The sequence below is a fragment of the Pseudomonas sp. MF08817 genome (genome assembly GCF_059862705.1).
Map to the genome: position 1 here is coordinate 1 of NZ_JCBCUY010000034.1, position 19,920 is coordinate 19,920.

Below are 19,920 nucleotides of genomic sequence, written 5' to 3' on the forward strand. Positions count from 1 at the left end.
TGCGGGTCTGCTTGCGCTTGTCGGCGTACTCGGCATCGGCGAAGGTCATCTGCTTCATCGGAAAACTCGGTGAGTGGAGTCCGGGGATTTTGCCAAAATCAGGAAGTCTTCTTCAGAGTTTCCTTAGGCGCGAATCCGCGTTGTGTATATTTGTTATTTAAATGGTGCGGGTAGTATTGGGCAAGTAATCACTATTACTTAATTCATTCTTTGGTGTTGGCAAGGAATGTCCTGTTTTTTTCGATGATACCCAAGGCCTGCAGCGTGTCGTTAATGGCGTCGAGAAAGCCTATATCAGCAGGGGTTTCCTTTGAGTTCAGGACTCTGCGCAGGGAAAGATAGAATCCAATCTTCGCGTGGGCAATTTCATCACTGACGTTTTTTTTGTCGATAATTCGTCGGGCAAGCAAGTTCAGTTCGGTTTCAATAAATACATTAAGTTCGATGTTTGTCATGTTTTCTCAAGATCCTTCATGGGAAAAATATGGGTGTTCGCCTGAGATAATAGATTCGTTTTTTTTTGAGAGGGCATATAAATGTATTGCAGCGTTTATATAAGTTGATATTTTCCTACGTTGTTTTGAAGTCTTGCGTCGACTTTTCCCTGCCTGCCGTACTTTTTCCGAAGCTCTTGGACTTCGGTACTTAAGCGGCCCACCTTCGATCGCGTGGTGCGCGTGGGGATGATTCAGACTTGTGCTGGTTATCATTATCATATAATAATAAATCTCATTACCGAATGAGCCCGGATTATGAGTTCTGCCTTGCACGAGCAGCCCTACCTCGAAAGCTGGCGCTGGATGAGTCGCCAGATTCGTTGCGCGATGGATCCCGATGAGCCGCGGCTGATCGAACATTACCTGGCCGAAGGCCGCTACCTGGGCTGTTGCACTGCCGCATCGCCCTGGACCATCGCCCAAACCTCATTCCGCCTGCTGCTCGATACGGCTGCCGACACCGCATTGCCCTGGCATTGGCGCACGCTGTGCCTGGACCAGGCCTGGCGCCCGTTGCGCGACCTCGAACGCCTTGCCCTGTGCACCTGCCGCCTCAAGCGCTGGCAAAGCTACACCTGGCAACTGGCGACCTGCCAGTTGCAGCCCTCCATTCCCCTTATCGAATTGGTCCAAGGATTTTCCGATGACTCGTATTGAACGCGACAGCATGGGCGAACTGAACGTCCCGGTAGAGGCCCTGTACGGCGCGCAGACCCAACGCGCGGTAGATAACTTTCCCATCAGCGGGCAACGCATGCCGGCCCAGTTCATTCGCGCGCTGATCCTGGCCAAGGCTGCCGCCGCCCGCGCCAACATCGCGCTGGAGCAAATCACCCCGGCCCAGGGCAAGGCCATCGTCGATGCCGCGCAAGGCCTGCTCGAAGGCGACTTCATGCAGCATTTTCCGGTGGATATCTTCCAGACCGGCTCCGGCACCAGCTCCAACATGAACGCCAACGAAGTGATCGCCACCCTGGCCAGCCGTTTGCTGGGCGAGCTGGTGAACCCTAACGACCACGTCAATTGCGGCCAGAGCAGCAATGACATCATTCCCACCACCATCCACGTCAGCGCCGCGTTGGCCCTGCACGAACACCTGCTGCCGGCACTCGCTCACCTGGTGCAAGTGATCGAGCGCAAGGCGCAAGAGGTCCACCCCTTTATCAAGACCGGCCGCACCCACCTGATGGACGCCATGCCGGTGCGCATGAGCCAGGTGCTCAATGGCTGGGCGCAACAGCTCAAGACCAACCTCGAGCACTTGCAGAACCTGCTGCCGAGCCTGCAATCCCTGGCTCAGGGCGGCACCGCCGTGGGCACCGGAATCAACGCCCACCCGCAGTTCGCGGTGCGCTTCAGCGAGCAACTCAGCGCCTTGACCCACGTACCGTTCACGCCGGGTAAGGATCTGTTTGCTTTGATCGGTTCCCAGGACACAGCGGTCGCCGTTTCGGGCCAGCTCAAGACCACCGCAGTGTCCTTGATGAAAATCGCCAATGACCTGCGCTGGATGAACTCCGGCCCCCTGGCCGGCCTCGGTGAAATCGAGCTACAAGCGTTGCAGCCGGGCTCCTCGATCATGCCGGGCAAGGTCAACCCGGTGATCCCGGAAGCCACCGCGATGGTTGCGGCCCAGGTGATCGGCAACGACAGCGTGATTACGGTGGCGGGCCAGTCCGGCAACTTTGAACTCAACGTGATGCTGCCGATCATTGCCCACAACCTGCTGAGCAGCATTGAGTTGCTGGCCAATTCCAGCCGTTTGCTGGCCGACAAGGCCATCGCCAGTTTCAAGGTCAACGAGGCCAAGCTCAGCGAAGCGCTGTCGCGCAACCCGATCCTGGTGACTGCGCTGAACCCGATCATTGGCTACCAGAAGGCTGCCGAAATCGCCAAGCAGGCCTATCAGCAAGGGCGCCCGGTCATAGACGTGGCCCTTGAACACACCGACCTGCCGCGTAGCCAACTGGAAGTGTTGCTCAATCCAGAAAAGCTCACGGCAGGCGGGGTCTAGTCACCGACCCGGTTTTGGAGGCTCACCATGGAACACTGGAAACGCACGATCGAAAGGGCCAACCGCTGTTTTATGCAGGGCGAACTGGTGGACGCCCGCGAGCATTACCTGCAGGCGCTGGCCTTGGCCCAGGTGCTGTTCGAGCGCTGGGCCGACGCGGACGAAGCGGTGGCGGCCTGTGTGATTTCCCATCACAACCTGGCCGACCTGCACCTGCGCCTCAATCAGCCGGAGGAAAGCGCGGAGTACCTGTGCGCGATCCATCAGCGGCTGCTGCAAACCATCCAGGACGCACGCCTGAGCCTGGCCCTGCGCGAAGCCGCGCTGCGCCAAAGCAGCAAAACCTACGTCGAACTGCTCAATTTCATCAGCGACCATGGTGAATACCCGCGCACCCATCGCCTGCTGCACAGCGGTGTGACACCTGGGGCACAGGATGCCTCGCCCCCGAATGGCCCACATTACGGAGCACATTGAATGCCTTTTACCTTGCCTGCCTTGCCTTACGCCTACGATGCCCTGGAACCGCACATCGATGCGCAGACCATGGAAATCCACTACACCAAGCACCACCAGACCTACATCAACAACCTCAACGCCGCCGTCGAAGGCACCGAATGGGCGGATTGGTCGGTGGAAAAACTGGTGGCCAGTGTCCAGCAACTACCGGAAAAACTGCGCGCCGCCGTCATCAACCAGGGTGGCGGGCATGCCAACCACTCGTTGTTCTGGGCGGTCATGACTCCCAAGGGCGGCGGCGCGCCAGGCGACGCGTTGGGCGCGGCCATCGACGAACACCTGGGTGGTTTCGAGGCCTTCAAGGACGCCTTCACCAAAGCTGCGTTGACCCGCTTCGGCAGCGGCTGGGCCTGGCTGAGCGTAACGCCACAAAAAAAACTGGTGGTGGAGAGCAGCGGTAACCAGGACAGCCCACTGATGAGCGGCAACACGCCGATCCTGGGGCTGGACGTGTGGGAGCACGCCTATTACCTGCGCTACCAGAACCGTCGCCCGGAATACATCAATGCGTTCTACAACGTGATTAATTGGCCCGAAGTTGCCCAGCGGTACGAGGCTGCGCTGGTCTAAGCTCTCCACTACAAAACGACCTAAGGCCGATTATGGGCACTGAAACACTGGCGAGCAGCAGCGGGCGGATGTTTCGTTTCGCCTTGGGCTCGCTGTTGCTGTTAGCGGGTATGACGTTGCTGGTAGCTCAAGGTTTGGAATGGCTCAACCTTGAGCCACGTTTGCTGCGCGCATTGCAAGGCGGGGCGATCTGCGCCTCGGGCACGGCGTTGGGCGCCGTTCCGGTGTTGGTCATTCGGCGGATGCCGCAAGCGGTCAGCGATACCCTGCTGGGCTTCGGCGCAGGTGTGATGCTGGCGGCCACGGCGTTTTCCCTGGTCGTTCCGGGGATCGCCGCCGCAGAGAGCCTCGGGTTGTCGCCCTGGGCCGCGAGCGGTTTGGTGAGTTTCGGCATCATGCTCGGCGCATTCGGTTTGTTTCTGGTGGACCGCAAGGTCTCCGGGGTCAGCCCCGACATGCTGGTGGGCACTGCTGAGCACCCGGTGATCGCCCCGCGCATCTGGCTGTTTGTGTTTGCGATCATCGCCCACAACATTCCCGAAGGCATGGCGGTTGGGGTGTCTGCCGGCGGCGGCATGGCCGATGCCGATAGCCTGGCTATGGGCATTGCCTTGCAAGACGTGCCCGAGGGGCTGGTGATAGCGCTGGTGTTGGCCGGGGCTGGGATGTCGCGGGGCAAGGCGTTCTTGATCGGCGCGGCGTCAGGGTTGGTGGAGCCGGTGTTCGCACTTTTGTGCGCGTGGCTGGTGAGCCTGGCCGAGCTGTTGCTGCCGTTGGGCCTGGCTCTGGCGGCGGGGGCGATGCTGCTGGTGGTGACTCATGAAGTGATCCCGGAGTCCCGCCGCAATGGGCACGACAAGCTGGCCAGCCTGGGGCTGTGCATCGGCTTTTGCCTGATGATGGTGATGGATACTGCGTTGGCTTGAGCGTTTGTTGTCGGTGGCCTACACGCCTGTGTAGGCGCCGCGGGCTCGGCGAGATAGCGGCCGCTTACTCGCCTTCATCAAAATAGTTATTGATGAGTTTTTTCAGCGCTTCGAGGGCTTCCTGTTCTTGCTCGCCCTCGGTCTTCAGGTGGATCTTGGTGCCTTTGCCGGCTGCCAGCATCATCATGGCCATGATGCTTTTGCCATCGACCATGCTCTCGGGGGTGCGCCCAGCTCTTACCTGGCAAGGAAACTGGCCGGCAACGCCGACGAACTTGGCGGATGCCCGGGCATGCAGGCCCAGCTTGTTGATGATTTCAATTTCCAGAGCGGGCATCGCGATGTAGATCCTTTCAACTGAGGTCGCGGTGGCGGACCTGGACATTCTTCAGGGACTGCTGCAGGACCCGGCCCAGGCGTTCGGTCAGGTAGACAGAGCGGTGATGTCCGCCCGTACAGCCAATGGCGATCGTGACATAGGCGCGGCTGCTGGCGGCAAAGCGGGGCAGCCACTTGAGCAGGTAGGAAGAGATGTCCTGGAACATCTCCTCCACATCCGGCTGGGCGGCCAGGTAATCGGCAACGGGTTGGTCCAGGCCTGACTGGGCGCGCAGTTCGGGCTTCCAGTAGGGGTTGGGCAGGCAACGCACGTCGAACACCAGGTCTGCATCCACCGGCATGCCGCGTTTGAACCCGAAGGACTCCACTAGGAAGGCTGTGCCCGGTTCGGGCTGGTTCAGCAGGCGCAGCTTGATGGTGTCACGCAGTTGATAGAGGTTCAGGCTGGTGGTGTTGATCTTCAGGTCGGCCAGATCGGCAATCGGCCCCAGCAGGTTAGTCTCATCGCTGATGGCTTCGGGCAGGGAGCGGTTGGCGCTGGTCAGTGGGTGCCGGCGTCGGGTTTCCGAGAAGCGCTTGATGAGGGTTTCTTCGTCGGCGTCTAGGTACAGCACTTCGCACTGGATGTGCCGGCTCTTGACTTCCTCCAGCAACTCCGGGAAACGCGACAGGTGGCTGGGCAGGTTACGGGCGTCGATGGACACCGCGACCAGCGGTTGAGCCAGTTCCGTGTGGATCAGGGCCCGTTCGGCCAGTTCCGGCAGCAGGCCTGCCGGGAGGTTGTCGATGCAGTAGTAGCCGTTGTCCTCCAGGACATCGAGGGCGGTACTTTTACCGGAGCCGGAGCGGCCGCTGACGATTATCAGGCGCATGCTATTGGCCGTTCTGCTCGTCCAGGACGACCTGGTACAAGGCTTCGCTGCTCTGGGCGCTGCGCAGTTTTTTGCGCACGTCTTCGCGGTCCAGCATGCTGGCGATCTGGCGTAGCAGCTCCAGGTGGGCATCGGTGGCCGCTTCCGGGACCAGCAGGACAAACAGCAGGTCGACCGGTGCACCGTCGATGGCGTCGAAATCGATGGGGGCGTCCAAGTGGATCAAGGCGCTGATGGGCGACTCACAACCCTTGAGACGGCAATGGGGAATGGCGATGCCGTTGCCGAAGCCGGTAGAGCCAAGCTTCTCACGGGCAATCAGGCTCTCGAAAACATCCTGCATTTCCAGATCGGGAACTTGATCCGCGATCAGGTTGGCAATTTTTTCGAGTGCGCGCTTTTTACTGCCGCCCGGCACGTTCGCGAGGGAACGGCCGGGGGTCAGGATATTTTCAAGTCGGATCATGGGTGGGGAGTGTTAACGACCGGTCGCGCCCTGGAGGAGGCTTTGGGTCTTTTCCTTATGCTTTTTGAGTTGGCGGTCAAGCTTGTCGGTGAGCAGGTCGATGGCAGCGTACATATCGTCATGTTCGGCATTGGCAACGACCTCCCCTCCGTGAATGTGCAGGGTGGCTTCGATTTTCTGCTTCAGTTTTTCGACATTCATCGTCACCTGCACATTGGTGATCTTGTCGAAGTGCCTTTCGAGTCGGTCGAGTTTTTCGCCGATATAGGCCCGCAGAGGTTCGGTCACTTCCAGTTGGTGTCCACTGATGTTGACTTGCATACAGCTTCTCCTTCGTTGCCAGTGCATAAGGCGGCAGGCCGGTTTGCCTGCCACTTAGGTTGTGCTCGAAGACCTGCTTTTGGGCGAGACGTCAAGCACACCCTGGAACGCTGTGGCGTAACCCGTTACATCAGCCGCTTGCGTTCGCTTGAAGGCGCAATCCCAAGGGATTCGCGGTACTTGGCGACGGTGCGGCGGGCTACCTGAATGCCTTGTGCCTCCAGTAAACCAGCGATCTTGCTATCACTCAACGGCTTTTTCTGATTTTCCGCGGCAACCAGTTTTTTGATGATCGCGCGGATCGCCGTGGACGAGCATTCGCCGCCTTCGGAGGTGCTGACATGGCTGGAGAAAAAATATTTCAGTTCGTAGATGCCGCGGGGCGTGTGCATGAATTTCTGGGTGGTTACCCGGGAAATGGTCGACTCGTGCATGCCCACCGCTTCGGCGATGTCGTGCAGAACCAGGGGTTTCATCGCCTCGTCGCCGTACTCGAGAAAGCCGCGCTGATGCTCGACGATTTGGGTAGCAACCTTCATCAGGGTTTCGTTGCGGCTCTGCAGGCTCTTGATAAACCAGCGCGCTTCCTGCAATTGGTTGCGCATGAAGGTGTTGTCGGCGCTGGTGTCGGCGCGGCGCACGAAACCGGCGTATTGCGGGTTGACCCTTAGACGCGGTACCGACTCCTGGTTGAGTTCGACCAGCCAGCGGTCGTTATCCTTGCGCACGATGACGTCGGGGATGACGTATTCGGCCTCGCTGGACTCGATCTGCGAACCTGGGCGCGGGTTGAGGCTCTGCACCAGTTCGATGACCTGGCGCAGTTCATCTTCCTTGATCTTCATGCGGCGCATCAGCTGGCTGTAGTCGCGGCTGCCGAGTAGGTCGATGAAGTCGCTGACCAGACGCTTGGCCTCGGTCAGCCAAGGGGTCTTGGCGGGGAGTTGGCGCAGTTGTAGCAGCAGGCATTCGCCCAGGTTGCGTGCGCCGATTCCGGCCGGCTCGAACTGCTGGATGCGGTGCAGTACGGCTTCGATCTCATCGAGTTCGATGTCCAGTTCCGGGTCGAAGGCTTCGAGGATTTCCTCGAGGGATTCGTCCAGGTAGCCCTGGTTGTTGATGCAGTCGATCAGGGTCACGCCGATCAGGCGATCGGTGTCGGACATCGGGGCCAGGTTCAATTGCCACAGCAGATGGCTTTGCAGGCTTTCACCGGCCGATGTGCGTGTGGTGAAGTCCCACTCGTCGTCATCGTTACTCGGCAGGCTGCTGGCGCTGGTCTGGTAGATGTCTTCCCAGGCGGTGTCGACGGGCAGTTCATTGGGAATGCGCTCGCCCCACTCGCCATCCTCAAGGTTGTCCACCGTCGGGGCGGTTTCCTGGTAGGAAGGTTCCTGAACGTCGGCATTGGGTTTCTGTTCGACGTTGTCGGCCAGTGGATCGACGTTGTCGAAGTCGTCGCCTTCTTCCTGGCGTTCGAGCATCGGATTGGATTCCAGAGCCTCCTGGATTTCCTGTTGCAGGTCCAGGGTCGACAATTGGAGCAGGCGGATGGCCTGTTGCAGCTGCGGTGTCATCGTCAGCTGCTGGCCCATTCTCAAGACTAGCGATGGTTTCATGGCAGGGGCTTAACACCTTATTTGCCGGCGCACATGCGCCATCCACTACAGGGCGCCGGAGCGCCAAACTTAAGCAAATTATATGCCTGAAACTGGAGTGCTTGCCTAGGGCGCCGCAATAATAAACTTTTCAGAGTTCACTGCTGGCCGCCCTGGCGAAAAGCCAAACTCCACGCTTACAGGCGGAACTCATGGCCCAGGTACACTTCCTTGACCAACTCGTTGGCAAGGATGGTGGCAGAGTCGCCTTCGGCGATCAGCTGGCCGTCGTTGACGATGTAGGCGGTTTCGCAGATATCCAGAGTCTCGCGCACATTGTGGTCGGTGATAAGCACACCGATGCCCTTGGCCTTGAGGTGATGGATGATCTGTTTGATATCGCCCACCGAGATCGGGTCCACGCCGGCGAAAGGTTCGTCGAGCAAGATGAATTTTGGTGCTGTGGCCAGGGCTCGGGCAATTTCCACGCGGCGACGCTCGCCACCGGAAAGGCTCATGCCCAGGTTGTCGCGGATGTGGCTGATGTGGAACTCCTGCAGTAGGCTTTCGAGCTCTTTGCGCCGGCCAGCCTTGTCGAGCTCCTTACGGGTTTCGAGGATGGCCATGATGTTGTCGGCTACCGACAGTTTGCGGAAGATCGACGCTTCTTGCGGCAGATAGCCGATACCGGCCTTGGCGCGGCCATGCATGGGTTGGTGGCTGACATCCAGGTCATCGATCAGGATGCGGCCCTGGTCGGCCTGCACCAGACCCACGATCATATAGAAGCAGGTGGTCTTGCCGGCACCGTTGGGGCCGAGCAGGCCGACGATCTGGCCGCTGTCGATGGACAGGCTGACGTCACGCACTACCTGGCGGCTCTTGTAGCTCTTGGCCAGATGCTGAGCTTTCAGAGTTGCCATTAAGGGGCCTTTTTCTCGTCGGTTTTCTTCTTGGGCTGGATCACCATGTCGATCCGCGGACGTGGCGCGGTGACAGAGGAGCCGTTGGCGCGGCCGGCGTTGGCGATCTGTTTGACGGTGTCGTAGACGATTTTCTCGCCTTCGGTGGTGTTGCCGTCATTGATGACCTTAGCGCGGTCGATCAGCACGATGCGGTTCTGCGGCGCATGGTATTGGATGGTTACGGCGTAGGCCTGGACCGGTTTGGGATCGGTCTGTTTCTGCAACTGCTCGAAGTAGGCCAGGTTGCCCACGGCGGTGACGACGTCGATATCGCCCGAGCCGGCCCGGGTGATGGTCACGGTGTTGCCGGTGATCTTCATTGAACCCTGGGTGATGATGACGTCGCCCCGGTAGGTGGCAATGCCTTGCTTGTCATCGAGTTGGGCGTCGTCGGCCTGGATGCGGATCGGTTGCTGGCTATCGTTCGGCAGAGCCCAGGCGCTCACGCTTCCCAGTGCTGCGCTCAGGCTGAGCAAAATAGGGAGGGTTTTAACGAGACTCATACTGTCCTCTTACGTTCGATAGCAGGTGTATCCTGCTTTCTTTCAAGTACGCTTTCATTCCATTGCCAGTCGATACGCCGCCAGCGCCGTCGATTCTAACGGCTTGCTCGGTCTGCGCATATTGCTTCTGGGGGAATACGGTCATACGACTGCTGGTTATCAGGGTCGTACGGTTCTTCTCGTCGGTGCGCGCGATGCGTACCGAGTCAATCAGTTCTACTTCGGTGCCACCAGGGTTGACTTCACCGCGTTCGCTCTGGATGTGCCAGGGGAAGGTGGTGCCGCGATACATCTGTAGGTCGGGTTTGGTCAGTAGCGTCACGTCTGTGGCCTTGAGATGCTCGACTTTGTCGGAGGTCATCTCGTATTGCAGCTTGCCGTCGGGCAGGAACTGCACACTGTGGGCATTGATGGCGTAGTAGTCGATGGCGCTTTCGTTGGTGACCGTGCCAGCACGGCCCAGAAAGCGCTCCGGGCTGATGTTCCAGTAGCCAACGGCGACGAAAATCGCCGCAATGACCGCGAAAATCAGAATGTTGCGGATGTTTTTACTCAGCATGTGTGGCTCACAGGTAGGCGGCGTTGGCCGCTTCTAGGTTGCCCTGGGCGCGCAGGATCAACTCGCAGAACTCCCGTGCAGCGCCTTCGCCGCCGCGGGCCTGGGTAATGCCATGGGCGTGTTCACGTACGAAGCTGGCGGCGTTGGCCACGGCCATCCCCAGGCCCACGCGGCGGATCACCGGCAGGTCGGGCAGGTCGTCGCCCAGGTAGGCGACTTGCTCATAGCTTAGGCCTAGTTGCGCCAGAAGCCCGTCGAGCACGACCATTTTGTCCTCGCGCCCCTGGAATAGGTGGGGGATACCGAGATTCTTGGCCCGGCGTTCGACCACCGGGGTTTTGCGCCCACTGATAATGGCGGTTGTCACGCCCGTGGCCATCAGCATCTTGATGCCTTGCCCGTCGAGGGTGTTGAACGTCTTGAACTCGCTGCCATCTTCGAGGAAATACAGACGACCGTCGGTCAAAACGCCATCAACGTCGAAAACCGCCAGTTTGATGGCTTTACCCCGTTGCATCAGTTCGTCGTTCATTTACATCACTCCTGCGCGCAGCAGGTCGCCGAGGTTGAACGCGCCCACCGGGTGGTCCTGCTCGTCGACCACGATCAGCGCGCTGATCTTGTGGTCTTCCATGATTTTCAGGGCTTCGGCGGCGAGCATTTCTGCGCGGGCGGTTTTGCCGTGGGCGGTCATTACGTCGTCGATGGTGGCGGTGCGCAGGTCCAGGTCGCGGTCCAAGGTGCGGCGTAGGTCGCCGTCAGTGAAAACCCCGGCCAGGCGGCCGTCGGCTTCCAGTACGGCGGTCATGCCCAGGCCCTTGCGGGTCATTTCCATCAAGGCATGCTTGAGCGGTGTGCCGCGTTGCACCTTCGGCAGTTCTTCACCTGTGTGCATGACGTTTTCCACCTTCAGCAGCAGGCGTCGGCCCAGAGCGCCGCCTGGGTGGGAAAAAGCGAAATCTTCAGCGGTAAAGCCGCGAGCTTCCAGCAGGGCAATGGCCAGGGCATCGCCCATCACCAGGGCCGCGGTGGTAGAGGAGGTGGGGGCCAGGTTGAGCGGGCAGGCTTCCTGGGCCACGCGGCAATCGAGGTTGACGTCGGCAGCTTTGGCTAGCGGCGAGCCCGGGTTGCCGGTCAGGCTAATCATCTGGATGCCCAGGCGCTTGATAAGCGGCAGCAGAGTGATGATTTCGTTGGTTGAGCCAGAGTTGGACAGGGCAATGATGACGTCGTCACGGGTAATCATCCCCATGTCGCCATGGCTGGCTTCAGCGGGGTGTACGAAGAATGCCGTGGTGCCAGTGCTTGCCAGGGTTGCGGCGATCTTGTTGCCGATGTGTCCGGACTTGCCCATGCCGACCACGACCACGCGGCCTTTGCTGGCCAGAATCATCTCGCAAGCGCGTACGAAATCTGCGTCGATATGGGGTATCAAGCCTTGAATGGCTTCAATTTCGAGGCGGATGGTGCGTTGTGCCGATTGAATCAGGTCGCTGGATTGGCTCATGTAGAAATCGATTACCCAGATGAAAAGGCGGCGATTATAGCGGGAATGAGGCAGTGCCTTACAGAAGTTCGTCAGGCTTTGTGCAACTCCATCGTGTGGCTGTGCTCCAAGTGCAGTGTTTTTGTCTGTCTCGATCCTGAACGGCCCCGGGCTTGGCCTTGGGCGCCACGCTTGAGCAGTGATATAGTTCGCCGCCGGCTCGGCCTGCCCAGGATGTATGTGCTTTCGGTAGGGAGCCAGGCGTCCGAGTGACAGGCTGCATCGCAAGGAGTTTAGATGAGTGCCGATAAAGCCTACGCGGTCGAGCTGAAGGGTGTGTCCTTCAAGCGCGGTGCGCGCAGCATCTTCAATAACGTCGATATTCGCATTCCGCGGGGAAAGGTCACCGGCATCATGGGGCCTTCCGGCTGCGGAAAGACCACGCTACTGCGGCTGATGGGGGCACAGTTGCGTCCCAACGGGGGCGAAGTCTGGGTCAATGGGCAGAACCTGCCCAAGCTGTCGCGCAGCGATCTGTTCGACGCCCGCAAGCAAATGGGCGTGCTGTTCCAGAGTGGCGCGTTGTTCACCGACCTCGATGTGTTCGAGAACGTCGCTTTTCCCCTGCGGGTTCATACCCAGTTGCCGGAGGAGATGATCCGCGACATCGTCCTGCTCAAGTTGCAGGCGGTAGGCTTGCGCGGCGCCATCGACCTGATGCCGGACGAATTGTCCGGCGGGATGAAGCGCCGTGTCGCGTTGGCGCGGGCCATCGCCCTCGATCCGCAAATTCTCATGTATGACGAGCCGTTCGTCGGTCAGGACCCGATCGCCATGGGCGTGTTGGTGCGCCTGATCCGTTTGCTCAACGACGCGTTGGGCATTACCAGTATCGTGGTTTCCCATGATCTTGCAGAAACCGCGAGCATTGCCGATTACCTCTATGTCGTGGGTGATGGCCAGGTGTTGGGGCAGGGCACGCCCGAAGAATTGATGAACACCGATAACCCGCGCATTCGCCAGTTCATGACCGGCGATCCGGATGGCCCGGTGCCGTTTCACTTTCCGGCGCCGGACTACCGCGCAGATCTTCTGGGGAAGCGCTGATGCGCAAGCAATCGATTATTGAGAGAGTCCGACGCTTGGGCCAGGGGGCGATCGATATCGTCCAGGTGCTGGGGCGTTCGACGCTGTTCCTGTTTCATGCGTTGTTGGGCCGTGGCGGCATCGGTGGTGGGTTTGGGCTGCTGGTTAAACAGTTGCACTCGGTGGGGGTGATGTCCCTGGTGATTATCGTCGTCTCCGGGATCTTCATCGGCATGGTGCTGGCGTTGCAGGGTTTCAACATCCTGTCCAGCTACGGTTCCGAGCAAGCGGTGGGGCAGATGGTGGCCCTGACCTTGCTGCGTGAACTGGGGCCGGTGGTCACGGCCCTATTGTTCGCCGGCCGGGCCGGGTCTGCGCTGACCGCCGAGATCGGCAACATGAAGTCCACCGAGCAGCTCTCCAGCCTGGAGATGATTGGTGTTGATCCGCTCAAATACATTATTGCCCCGCGCCTGTGGGCCGGCTTCATTTCCCTGCCGTTGCTGGCGATGATCTTCAGCGTGGTCGGGATCTGGGGCGGTTCATGGGTCGCCGTGGACTGGCTCGGGGTGTACGAAGGTTCCTACTGGTCGAACATGCAAAATAGCGTGACGTTCAGCGGTGACGTGCTCAATGGTGTGATTAAAAGCATTGTCTTCGCCTTTGTAGTGACCTGGATTGCCGTGTTCCAAGGTTACGACTGCGAGCCCACTTCCGAGGGGATCAGTCGTGCCACCACGAAAACCGTGGTGTACGCCTCGTTGGCCATTCTTGGCCTGGACTTTATTTTGACCGCCTTGATGTTTGGAGATTTCTGATGCAAAACCGCACCCTGGAAATCGGTGTCGGCCTTTTCTTGCTGGCTGGCATCCTGGCTTTGCTGTTGCTGGCCCTGCGGGTCAGTGGACTGTCCCCGAGTTCAAGCAGCGACAGCTATAAACTTTATGCCTACTTCGACAATATCGCGGGTTTGACGGTCAGATCGAAAGTGACCATGGCCGGTGTGACCATCGGCAAGGTCACGGCTATCGATCTGGATCGCGACAGTTTCACCGGGCGAGTCACGCTGCAACTGGAAAAACGTGTCGATAACCTGCCGACCGACTCCACTGCATCTATCCTCACGGCTGGCCTGTTGGGCGAGAAGTACATCGGCCTCAGCGTGGGCGGGGAGGAGACCCTGCTCAAGGATGGTGCAACCATCCACGACACCCAGTCGTCGCTGGTGCTCGAAGACCTGATCGGTAAATTCCTGCTCAATACCGTTAGCAAAGACGCCAAATGAGGAAGTTTTTTATGATCTCTACCTTGCGACGTGGCCTGTTGGTCCTCTTGGCGGCCCTGCCGTTGATGGCCAACGCTGTGGCAGCGCCTTCGGCGCACGACATCGTCCAGGATACGACCACCCGCCTGCTGGCGGACCTTGCCGCCAACAAGGAGAAGTACAAGCAGAGCCCGAGCGAGTTCTACGACGCGCTCAATGGCATCGTCGGCCCGGTGGTGGATGCCGATGGCATCTCGCGCAGCATCATGACCGTCAAGTATTCGCGCAAGGCTACGCCGGCGCAGATGGCGCGCTTTCAGGAAAACTTCAAGCGCAGCCTGATGCAGTTCTATGGCAATGCCCTGCTGGAGTACAACAACCAGGGCATTACCGTTTCCCCGGCCAAGGATGAAGGTGCGGACCGTACCAGTGTCGACATGCAGGTCAAGGGTAACAACGGTTCCATCTACCCGGTTTCCTACACCCTGACCAAGATTAACGGTGAGTGGAAAGTGCGGAACGTGATTATCAACGGCATCAACATCGGCAAGTTGTTCCGCGACCAGTTCGCCGATGCCATGCAGCGCAATGGCAACAATCTGGATAAGACCATCGACGGTTGGGCGGGCGAAGTGGCCAAGGCCAAGGAAAAGACCGACGACCCCGCCATAAAGGTCGAGCAATGAGCGAGTCGGCAATCCGTATGGGCGCGGCCGGCGAGTTGCTGCTCAGCGGTGTGCTCGACTACCGCAGCGGCCCGGGCCTGCGCAAGCAGGGCCAGGCCCTGATAAAGAGCAGCACGGCCACTGCGTTGGTAGTCGACTGTTCGGCGGTGGTCAAATCCAGCAGCGTCGGTTTGTCGCTGTTGCTGGCCTTCATGCGCGATGCGCAGGCCGCCGGCAAGCCGTTGAGCATTCGCGCGTTGCCTGAAGACATGCAGGAAATCGCCCAGGTCAGCGGTTTGACCGAGTTGCTGATCCATCCCTAAATAGCATCGATACAAAAGCCCCCCGTCAGAGTCCTGCTTCGCGGGGTTCGCAGGCGCGGGGCTTTTTTGTATGATGCACGACCCGCGCGCACAGGGCGCCGATTGAGGTTGAGCATGCAGGCCGTAGAAGTGAAGAGCTTCCTTGAAGGAAAGCTGCCAGATACGCAGGTGGAAGTTGAAGGCGAAGGCTGCAACTTCCAGCTGAACGTGATTAGCGACGAACTGGTGGCTTTGAGCCCGGTCAAGCGTCAGCAGCAGGTCTATGCCCATTTGAACCCATGGATCGCCGATGGCAGCATCCACGCGGTCACTATGAAATTTTTCAGCAGCGCGGCCTGGGCCGAGCGCACCTGAGCCCAAGGGCGTCGAGATTCTTATGGATAAACTGATTATTACCGGCGGTGTTCGTCTTGATGGCGAGATCCGTATTTCCGGGGCAAAGAACTCTGCCCTGCCGATTCTGGCAGCCACCCTGCTGTGCGATGGCCCGGTCACGGTCGCCAACCTGCCGCACCTGCATGACATCACCACCATGATCGAGCTGTTCGGGCGCATGGGCATTGAGCCGGTGATCGACGAGAAGCTGAGCGTCGAAATCGACCCACGCACCATCAAGACCCTGATCGCCCCGTACGAACTGGTGAAAACCATGCGGGCCTCGATCCTGGTGCTGGGGCCGATGGTTGCCCGTTTCGGTGAGGCTGAAGTGGCTCTGCCGGGCGGTTGCGCCATCGGTTCACGTCCGGTCGACCTGCACATCCGTGGCCTGGAAGCCATGGGCGCGACCATCGACGTCGAAGGTGGCTACATCAAGGCCAAGGCGCCTGAGGGTGGCCTGCGCGGCGCGAGTTTCTTCTTCGATACCGTCAGCGTGACCGGCACTGAGAACATCATGATGGCCGCTGCACTGGCCACTGGCCGCAGCGTGCTGCAAAACGCCGCCCGTGAGCCGGAAGTGGTGGACTTGGCGAACTTCCTCAACGCCATGGGCGCGAAAGTGTCCGGCGCGGGCACCGACACCATCACCATCGACGGCGTGCCTCGCCTGCACTCGGCCACTTATAAAGTGATGCCGGACCGTATCGAGACGGGCACCTACCTGGTCGCCGCTGCCGTGACCGGCGGCCGTGTGAAGGTCAAGGACACCGATCCGACCATCCTCGAAGCTGTCCTGGAAAAACTCAAGGAAGCGGGCGCCGAGATCACCACCGGCGAAGACTGGATCGAGCTGAACATGCACGGCAAGCGGCCCAAGGCTGTCAACGTGCGTACTGCTCCATACCCGGCGTTCCCCACCGACATGCAGGCGCAGTTCATCTCCCTGAACGCCATTGCCGAAGGCACCGGCGCGGTGATCGAGACGATCTTCGAAAACCGCTTCATGCACGTCTACGAGCTGCATCGCATGGGTGCCAAGATCCAGGTCGAAGGCAACACCGCCATCGTCACCGGCACCGAGAAGCTCAAGGGCGCCCCGGTCATGGCCACCGACCTGCGGGCTTCGGCCAGCCTGGTGATTTCGGCGCTGATCGCCGAAGGTGACACGCTGATCGACCGCATTTACCACATAGACCGTGGCTATGAGTGCATCGAAGAGAAACTGCAGATGCTCGGCGCGAAAATCCGCCGCGTACCGGGCTAGTTCTCGCAGCAGGGCACAGGGACGTGCCCACAAGGTTTTTTCGATCGGGGCTTCACGGCCTCGATTCATGTCCGGCGCCGTTTGCGACCGGGCATCAGTAGCCTGATAAGGACTGACGTTTCCCATGTTGACCATCGCACTGTCCAAGGGCCGCATCCTTGACGACACCCTGCCGCTTCTGGCTGAAGCGGGCATCGTGCCGACCGAGGATCCGGACAAGAGCCGCAAGCTGATTATCCCCACGACCCAGGCCGATGTGCGCCTGCTGATTGTGCGCGCCACCGATGTGCCGACCTACGTCGAGCATGGCGCCGCCGACCTCGGCGTGGCGGGCAAGGACGTGTTGATGGAGTACGGCGGCCAGGGCCTGTACGAGCCGCTGGATCTGCAGATTGCCCAGTGCAAGCTGATGACGGCCGGCAAGGTCGGCGCGCCCGAGCCCAAGGGCCGCCTGCGCATCGCCACCAAGTTCGTCAATGTCGCCAAGCGTTACTACGCCGAACAGGGCCGCCAGGTCGATATCATCAAGCTCTACGGCTCGATGGAACTGGCGCCGTTGATCGGCTTGGCCGACAAAATCATCGACGTCGTCGACACCGGTAACACCCTGCGCGCCAATGGCCTGGAACCCCAGGAATTCATCGCGGCCATCAGTTCCCGGCTGATCGTCAACAAAGCCTCGATGAAAATGCAGCACGCCCGGATTCAGGCGTTGATCGATACCCTGCGCACAGCAGTGGAGTCGCGACACCGCGGTTGATTCACTCGCGCGCCCCTAAAGCGCGCCCGTCTATCCGCCTCATAGCCAGAATTCTCAGGTGCCCAAGCGGAAATGACTGCTAGTTATGGGCGCCTGAGTTTTTGCCAATCCTATGAGGCTCTCGCTATGACCACGTCCACTGCCATTCGCCGACTCAACGCTGCCGACCCGGATTTTGCCCATCATCTGGATCATCTGCTGAGCTGGGAGAGTGTGTCCGACGACTCGGTCAACCAGCGGGTGCTGGACATCATCAAGGCTGTGCGCGAGCGCGGCGATGCGGCGTTGGTGGAGTTCACCCAGCAGTTCGATGGCCTGCAAGTGGCGTCCATGGCAGACCTGATCCTGCCCCGCGAACGCCTGGAGCTGGCCCTGACCCGCATCACCGCTGAGCAGCGCCAGGCCCTGGAAACCGCCGCCGAGCGCGTGCGCAGCTACCACGAAAAACAGAAGCAGGACTCCTGGACCTACACCGAGGCCGACGGCACGGTGCTGGGCCAGAAGGTCACGCCACTGGACCGCGCCGGCCTCTACGTGCCGGGCGGCAAAGCGTCTTATCCGTCGTCGGTATTGATGAACGCGATTCCGGCCAAGGTGGCGGGTGTGGCCGAAGTGGTCATGGTCGTGCCTACGCCGCGCGGCGAAATCAATGAGCTGGTGCTGGCCGCTGCCTGCATTGCCGGGGTGGACCGGGTGTTCACCATCGGCGGCGCCCAAGCGGTGGCGGCCCTGGCCTACGGCACCGAAAGCGTGCCCAAGGTGGACAAAGTGGTCGGCCCGGGCAACATCTACGTGGCCACGGCCAAGCGCCATGTCTTCGGCCAAGTGGGTATCGACATGATCGCCGGCCCTTCGGAGATCCTCGTCGTGTGCGATGGCCAGACCGACCCGGACTGGATCGCCATGGACCTGTTCTCCCAGGCTGAGCACGATGAAGACGCCCAGGCGATCCTGGTCAGCCCGGACGCCGCGTTTCTCGACAAGGTTGCCGCCAGCATCGCCAAGTTGCTGCCCACCATGGAGCGTGCCGAGATCATCGAAACCTCGATCAACGGCCGTGGCGCGTTGATCCAGGTGCGCGACATGCAGCAAGCGATAGACGTCGCCAACCGCATCGCCCCGGAACACCTGGAACTGTCGGTAGCCGACCCCCAGGCCTGGTTGCCGCAGATCCGCCACGCCGGCGCGATCTTCATGGGCCGCCACACCAGCGAAGCCCTGGGCGACTACTGCGCGGGCCCCAACCACGTGCTGCCGACCTCCGGCACTGCGCGGTTTTCGTCGCCGCTGGGGGTGTATGACTTCCAGAAGCGGTCGTCGATCATTTTCTGCTCGCCTCAAGGCGCCTCCGAGCTGGGCAAGACCGCCTCGGTACTGGCCCGGGGCGAATCCCTCACGGGCCACGCCCGCAGTGCTGAATACCGCATCCTTGCCGATAAAAAAGGAGACTGAGCATGAGTAAATTCTGGAGCCCATTCGTCAAGGACCTGGTGCCTTACGTGCCGGGCGAGCAACCCAAGCTGACCAAACTGGTCAAGCTCAACACCAACGAAAACCCCTATGGCCCATCGCCCAAGGCCCTGGCCGCGATGCAGGCCGAGCTGGGCGATACGTTGCGCCTGTACCCGGACCCCAACAGCGACCTGCTCAAGCAAGCCGTCGCCCGCTACTACGGCGTGCAGGGCAACCAGGTATTCCTGGGCAACGGCTCGGATGAAGTGCTGGCGCACATCTTCCACGGCTTGTTGCAGCACGACTTGCCGCTGCTGTTCCCGGACATCAGCTACAGCTTCTACCCGGTCTACTGCGGCCTCTACGGCATCCACTTCGATGCAGTGCCGTTGGATGAGCAGTTCCAGATCGACCCGGCGGATTACGCACGGCCCAACGGCGGGATCATTTTCCCCAACCCGAACGCGCCCACCGGTTGCCTGCTGGCGCTGGAGGCGGTTGAGCAGATCCTCAAGGCCAACCCGGCCTCGGTGGTGGTGGTCGACGAGGCGTACATCGATTTCGGCGGCGAGACGGCCATCAGCCTGGTGGATCGCTACCCGAACCTGTTGGTCACCCAGACCCTGTCCAAGTCCCGCTCCCTGGCGGGCCTGCGGGTGGGCCTGGCGGTAGGCCATGCGGATTTGATCGAGGCGCTGGAGCGGGTCAAGAACAGCTTCAACTCCTATCCGCTTGATCGCCTGGCCAATGTCGGCGGCGCAGCGGCGTTCGACGACCGCGAGTACTTCGCCAAGACTTGCCGGTTGGTCATCGACAGCCGCGAAGCACTGGTGGGCCAGCTCAAGGCCAAGGGCTTCGAGGTGCTGCCCTCGGCCGCGAACTTCATCTTTGCCCGCCACCCGCAGCACGACGCAGCCGCCCTGGCGGCCAAGTTGCGCGAGCAGGGCGTGATCGTGCGCCACTTCAAGCAGCAGCGCATCGACCAATTCCTGCGCATCAGCATCGGCACGCCCGAGCAGAATCAGGCGTTGGTCGAAGGGTTGGGGGAGCTTTAAGCCTCAGCCGGATTTCCAGGCGTAGGCTTGTGTGGGAG

General features: G+C 60.3%; 26 protein-coding genes. 15 read left to right on the top strand and 11 right to left on the bottom strand.

Annotated features, from left to right (window positions below; translation table 11 throughout):
* Positions 1–203: 203 nt before the first annotated feature.
* The gene (locus AC19YR_RS19535; protein WP_500599776.1) at positions 204–455 is read right to left on the bottom strand and encodes a hypothetical protein; all 252 of its coding nucleotides are present in this window, start codon (positions 453–455) and stop codon (positions 204–206) included.
* Positions 456–752: 297 nt separating this feature from the next.
* Here AC19YR_RS19535 and AC19YR_RS19540 point away from each other — a divergent pair, with 297 nt between their 5' ends.
* Genes AC19YR_RS19540 through AC19YR_RS19560 form a run of 5 tightly spaced genes read left to right on the top strand, consistent with a single transcriptional unit; the run spans position 753 to position 4,526 of the window.
* Positions 753–1,154, top strand: a complete 402-nt coding sequence (locus AC19YR_RS19540) for a FagA protein (protein WP_095107822.1) — start codon at positions 753–755, stop codon at positions 1,152–1,154.
* On the top strand, positions 1,141–2,511 hold the full coding sequence (locus AC19YR_RS19545) for a class II fumarate hydratase (RefSeq protein ID WP_500599777.1): 1,371 nt from the start codon (positions 1,141–1,143) through the stop codon (positions 2,509–2,511). Before AC19YR_RS19540 ends, AC19YR_RS19545 begins: the two co-directional genes overlap by 14 nt.
* 27 nt (positions 2,512–2,538) lie before the next feature.
* Positions 2,539–2,988 carry a DUF2753 family protein gene (locus AC19YR_RS19550; RefSeq protein WP_500599778.1) on the top strand — a complete coding sequence of 150 codons (450 nt, stop codon included), beginning with the start codon at positions 2,539–2,541 and terminating at the stop codon, positions 2,986–2,988.
* Positions 2,989–3,600 carry a superoxide dismutase gene (locus tag AC19YR_RS19555; RefSeq protein WP_500599779.1) on the top strand — a complete coding sequence of 204 codons (612 nt, stop codon included), beginning with the start codon at positions 2,989–2,991 and terminating at the stop codon, positions 3,598–3,600.
* A 32-nt stretch (positions 3,601–3,632) separates the two neighbouring features.
* Positions 3,633–4,526: a ZIP family metal transporter gene (locus AC19YR_RS19560; RefSeq protein ID WP_500599780.1), complete on the top strand. Its 894-nt coding sequence runs from the start codon at positions 3,633–3,635 to the stop codon at positions 4,524–4,526.
* A gap of 64 nt (positions 4,527–4,590) precedes the next feature.
* On the opposite strand, the gene AC19YR_RS19565 is transcribed toward AC19YR_RS19560, so the two are convergent.
* The 10 genes from AC19YR_RS19565 to AC19YR_RS19610 all read right to left on the bottom strand — a co-directional run bounded on the left by AC19YR_RS19565 (position 4,591) and on the right by AC19YR_RS19610 (position 11,656).
* Positions 4,591–4,863 (bottom strand): HPr family phosphocarrier protein, encoded by a 273-nt coding sequence (locus tag AC19YR_RS19565; RefSeq protein ID WP_095107827.1) that lies wholly within the window; start codon positions 4,861–4,863, stop codon positions 4,591–4,593.
* 16 nt (positions 4,864–4,879) lie between these two features.
* Positions 4,880–5,737 (bottom strand): RNase adapter RapZ, encoded by an 858-nt coding sequence (gene rapZ, locus AC19YR_RS19570; RefSeq protein WP_095107828.1) that lies wholly within the window; start codon positions 5,735–5,737, stop codon positions 4,880–4,882.
* A 1-nt stretch (position 5,738) separates the two neighbouring features.
* Positions 5,739–6,203 (bottom strand): PTS IIA-like nitrogen regulatory protein PtsN, encoded by a 465-nt coding sequence (gene ptsN, locus AC19YR_RS19575; RefSeq protein WP_095107829.1) that lies wholly within the window; start codon positions 6,201–6,203, stop codon positions 5,739–5,741.
* Between the two features lie 12 nt (positions 6,204–6,215).
* Positions 6,216–6,524, bottom strand: coding sequence for a ribosome hibernation-promoting factor, HPF/YfiA family (gene hpf / locus AC19YR_RS19580; RefSeq protein ID WP_095107830.1), 309 nt, complete (start codon positions 6,522–6,524; stop codon positions 6,216–6,218).
* Positions 6,525–6,649: 125 nt separating this feature from the next.
* Complete coding sequence (locus AC19YR_RS19585) at positions 6,650–8,143, bottom strand: RNA polymerase factor sigma-54 (protein WP_500599781.1); 1,494 nt, start codon at positions 8,141–8,143, stop codon at positions 6,650–6,652.
* 176 nt (positions 8,144–8,319) lie between these two features.
* The gene (lptB, locus tag AC19YR_RS19590; protein ID WP_095107832.1) at positions 8,320–9,045 is read right to left on the bottom strand and encodes an LPS export ABC transporter ATP-binding protein; all 726 of its coding nucleotides are present in this window, start codon (positions 9,043–9,045) and stop codon (positions 8,320–8,322) included.
* Complete coding sequence (lptA, locus tag AC19YR_RS19595; protein ID WP_095107833.1) at positions 9,045–9,590, bottom strand: lipopolysaccharide transport periplasmic protein LptA; 546 nt, start codon at positions 9,588–9,590, stop codon at positions 9,045–9,047. Before lptA ends, lptB begins: the two co-directional genes overlap by 1 nt.
* Entirely contained in the window at positions 9,577–10,149 is a 573-nt protein-coding gene (lptC, locus tag AC19YR_RS19600; RefSeq protein ID WP_095107834.1) for an LPS export ABC transporter periplasmic protein LptC, read from the bottom strand. Before lptC ends, lptA begins: the two co-directional genes overlap by 14 nt.
* 7 nt (positions 10,150–10,156) lie before the next feature.
* On the bottom strand, positions 10,157–10,681 hold the full coding sequence (locus AC19YR_RS19605) for a KdsC family phosphatase (protein ID WP_095107835.1): 525 nt from the start codon (positions 10,679–10,681) through the stop codon (positions 10,157–10,159).
* Positions 10,682–11,656: a KpsF/GutQ family sugar-phosphate isomerase gene (locus tag AC19YR_RS19610; protein WP_095107836.1), complete on the bottom strand. Its 975-nt coding sequence runs from the start codon at positions 11,654–11,656 to the stop codon at positions 10,682–10,684. It lies immediately after the preceding gene.
* A gap of 276 nt (positions 11,657–11,932) precedes the next feature.
* Between AC19YR_RS19610 and AC19YR_RS19615 the strand changes: the two genes are divergently transcribed.
* The 10 genes from AC19YR_RS19615 (at position 11,933) to hisC (ending at position 19,882) form a co-directional block, all read left to right on the top strand.
* Positions 11,933–12,742, top strand: coding sequence for an ATP-binding cassette domain-containing protein (locus tag AC19YR_RS19615; protein WP_095107837.1), 810 nt, complete (start codon positions 11,933–11,935; stop codon positions 12,740–12,742).
* A complete protein-coding gene (gene mlaE, locus AC19YR_RS19620) occupies positions 12,742–13,539 on the top strand; it encodes a lipid asymmetry maintenance ABC transporter permease subunit MlaE (protein ID WP_095107838.1) in 798 nt (265 codons plus the stop codon). Before AC19YR_RS19615 ends, mlaE begins: the two co-directional genes overlap by 1 nt.
* Positions 13,539–14,006 (top strand): outer membrane lipid asymmetry maintenance protein MlaD, encoded by a 468-nt coding sequence (mlaD, locus tag AC19YR_RS19625; protein WP_095107839.1) that lies wholly within the window; start codon positions 13,539–13,541, stop codon positions 14,004–14,006. Before mlaE ends, mlaD begins: the two co-directional genes overlap by 1 nt.
* 11 nt (positions 14,007–14,017) lie before the next feature.
* Positions 14,018–14,671 (top strand): MlaC/ttg2D family ABC transporter substrate-binding protein, encoded by a 654-nt coding sequence (locus AC19YR_RS19630; protein ID WP_095107840.1) that lies wholly within the window; start codon positions 14,018–14,020, stop codon positions 14,669–14,671.
* Positions 14,668–14,973: an STAS domain-containing protein gene (locus AC19YR_RS19635; RefSeq protein ID WP_095107841.1), complete on the top strand. Its 306-nt coding sequence runs from the start codon at positions 14,668–14,670 to the stop codon at positions 14,971–14,973. Before AC19YR_RS19630 ends, AC19YR_RS19635 begins: the two co-directional genes overlap by 4 nt.
* Before the next feature lie 114 nt (positions 14,974–15,087).
* A complete protein-coding gene (locus tag AC19YR_RS19640) occupies positions 15,088–15,327 on the top strand; it encodes a BolA family protein (protein ID WP_095107842.1) in 240 nt (79 codons plus the stop codon).
* Between the two features lie 22 nt (positions 15,328–15,349).
* On the top strand, positions 15,350–16,615 hold the full coding sequence (gene murA, locus AC19YR_RS19645; RefSeq protein WP_095107843.1) for a UDP-N-acetylglucosamine 1-carboxyvinyltransferase: 1,266 nt from the start codon (positions 15,350–15,352) through the stop codon (positions 16,613–16,615).
* A gap of 124 nt (positions 16,616–16,739) precedes the next feature.
* Positions 16,740–17,375 carry an ATP phosphoribosyltransferase gene (gene hisG / locus AC19YR_RS19650; RefSeq protein WP_095107844.1) on the top strand — a complete coding sequence of 212 codons (636 nt, stop codon included), beginning with the start codon at positions 16,740–16,742 and terminating at the stop codon, positions 17,373–17,375.
* Positions 17,376–17,501: 126 nt separating this feature from the next.
* Entirely contained in the window at positions 17,502–18,827 is a 1,326-nt protein-coding gene (gene hisD, locus AC19YR_RS19655) for a histidinol dehydrogenase (protein WP_095107845.1), read from the top strand.
* A gap of 2 nt (positions 18,828–18,829) precedes the next feature.
* On the top strand, positions 18,830–19,882 hold the full coding sequence (gene hisC / locus AC19YR_RS19660; protein ID WP_500599782.1) for a histidinol-phosphate transaminase: 1,053 nt from the start codon (positions 18,830–18,832) through the stop codon (positions 19,880–19,882).
* Positions 19,883–19,920 lie beyond the last annotated feature (38 nt).